The sequence below is a fragment of the Streptomyces sp. NPDC127106 genome (assembly GCF_042677605.1).
In the GTDB taxonomy this organism is placed as follows: domain Bacteria; phylum Actinomycetota; class Actinomycetes; order Streptomycetales; family Streptomycetaceae; genus Streptomyces.
Genome location: NZ_JBHXTC010000005.1, coordinates 238,698 through 241,015, shown reverse-complemented (window position 1 = coordinate 241,015; position 2,318 = coordinate 238,698). Strand labels below are relative to the sequence as shown.

The window sequence follows — 2,318 nt, the reverse complement described above, 5'->3', positions numbered from 1 at the left end:
GAACAGACGTAGTATGCGCCGTCACCGACGGAGTTGGCCAGCTGTGCGGCGGTCTCTGATACACATCTCCTATCCCACGATAACATGCTTAAGCTCTTATTAATGCTTATGATTGAACAGGGGGGGGTGGTGGTGGGGGTGGTGGTGGTCCACCGCGTGTGCGGCCGCCGCGGCGCCGGCACTGCTGCCGGGGCCGCGGCGGCGGTGCGGCGGCGGTGCGGCGCAGCGCTGCGGCAGCGCACCGTCACGCGAGGGCGACCGGGAGCCGGTGCACTCCGTAGATGTTCATGCCGGTGCGCAGCGGGACGTCAGCGGCCGGTACGGCCAGGCGCAGCGCGGGGAAGCGGCGGACGAGGGCCGGCAGGGCCACGCACATCTCGACGCGGGCGAGTTGGGCGCCGAGGCACTGGTGGATGCCGTGGCCGAAGCCGAGCTGTCCGGTGGCCTTGCGGCGGACGTCGAGGGTGTCGGGGTTGGCGAAGCGCTCCGGGTCGCGGTTGGCGGCCTCGACGGACAGCGTGACGGTCTCCCCCGCCCTGATGGTGCAGCCGTCCAGTTCGATGTCCTCCAGGGCCACCCGGACCATGGTGTGGGCGACGCTGAGGTAGCGCATCAGCTCCTCGGCGGTGCTGTCGGCGAGGTCCGGATCGGCACGCAGGGCGGCGAGTTGCTCCGGATGGGTGAGCAGGGCGAACGTGCCGTGGGCGAGCATGTTCGCGGTGGTGTCGAGGCCGGCGCCGAGCAGGAAGCCGCCGAGGCCGGCGAGTTCCTCGTCGGTGAGGTCACTGGCGGTCAGGTCGCTGAGCAGGTCGTCGGTCGGGGCGGCCCGCTTGGTGCGGACCAGGTCGAGCATGTACTGCTGCATCCCCGTCATGGCCGCGATCCGGTCCTCGGGGCTCGCGTCCAGGCTCATCAGGGTGTGGACGTGGCGCTGGAAGGTCTCGCGGTCGGCGAACGGGACCCCGAGCAGTTCGCAGATGACGAGGGCGGGGATGGGCTGGGCGAACGCGGCGACCAGGTCGGTCTCGGTGCCGCTTGCCGCCATGGCCTCCAGGTGTTCGGCGGTGATCTCCTCGACCCGCCGGGTGAGCAGGCGCATGCGGCGGGCGGTGAACCGGCCGGCGAGCAGCCGCCGGTAGCGGGTGTGCTCGGGGGCGTCGATTCCGGTCATGTCTCCGACCGGCGCCGGGGGCAGCGTGCCTTCGGGGCCGCCCGGTACCGGGAGGTGCATCAGCTCGTAGCGCGAACTGAACCGGGGGTCGGCGAGGACCGCCCGGGCCGGGCCGTAGCCCGTGACCAGCCAGCCTTCGTGGCCGTCGGGATAGGTCATCCGGCTGACGGGGCGCCGGGCGCGCAGCTCGGCGAGTTCGCGGGGCGGGTCGAAGGGGCAGCCGGCGGGGCGGGCGGTGGGCAGGGCGGTCAGCGGTAACTCGGTCATGGTTCCCCCGTTGCGGATGGACGGCGGCAGCCGGTGCGGGCGTGCCGATCAACGAATTGCACGGCGTGCAACTGCGCGCGCCCTCACCGTAGAACAGGAATTGCACGGCGTGCAAGAGAGGGATTGAACGGCGTGCAAGACCTCCACTACGCTGAGCCCATGCCCCGAGAGACCTTGAGCCGCGACCAGATCGTCCGGGCCGCCATCGACCTGCTCGACGCCGAGGGGATCGACGGCCTGAGCATGCGCAAGCTGGGCCGGGAGCTCGGGTCGGCACCCACCGCCATGTACTGGCACGTGGGGAACAAGGAGAACCTCGTCGTCCTCGCCGCCGACCGCGTCTGGGGGGAGATCGAGCGGCTGGACCCGGCCGAGGTCGGCTGGCGCGCCGCCGCGCGGGCCCTGGTGCACGACGCCCACGGCATGACCCTGCGGCACCCCTGGCTCATCACCGCCGTCAGCACGCACTTCGTCTACGGCCACGGAATGGCCGGCCTCCAGGACCACAGCTACGCGATCTACGAGGCCGCCGGCTTCACCGGGCCGGACCTCGACTGGGCGGTGAACACCGCGTTCACCTTCCTGGCGGGGGCGGCCATCGACGACGCGGTCAAGGCGGCGATGGTGCGGGCCCGGATCCGCCCGGGCCGCGGCGAGGAGGGCGGCACCGTCGAGGACGTCGTCACGTGGGCGACCGGGATCGCGGCGCAGTACCCGCGGCTGCGGGCCCGCCTGGAGGCGCAGGCGGACCTGGATCCGGCCGAGGTGGCGCGCCGGAAGTTCGAGTTCGGTGTGGAGGCCATCCTCGACGGCCTCGAAGCCCGTCTCGGCGGCCGCCGCGGGCGGCCCCCCGCCGCGCGGCCCGGGGGCGGCGCCCGCG

At 72.6% G+C, this 2,318-nt stretch carries 2 protein-coding genes; one reads left to right on the top strand and one right to left on the bottom strand.

Annotated features, from left to right (window positions below):
* Window positions 1–244 precede the first annotated feature (244 nt).
* Window positions 245–1,438: a cytochrome P450 gene (locus ACFVGY_RS08130; protein WP_385672825.1), complete on the bottom strand. Its 1,194-nt coding sequence runs from the start codon at window positions 1,436–1,438 to the stop codon at window positions 245–247.
* A 159-nt stretch (window positions 1,439–1,597) separates the two neighbouring features.
* Between ACFVGY_RS08130 and ACFVGY_RS08125 the strand changes: the two genes are divergently transcribed.
* Window positions 1,598–2,318: TetR/AcrR family transcriptional regulator (locus ACFVGY_RS08125; RefSeq protein ID WP_385672822.1), on the top strand; the 721-nt coding region annotated here is incomplete at its 3' end.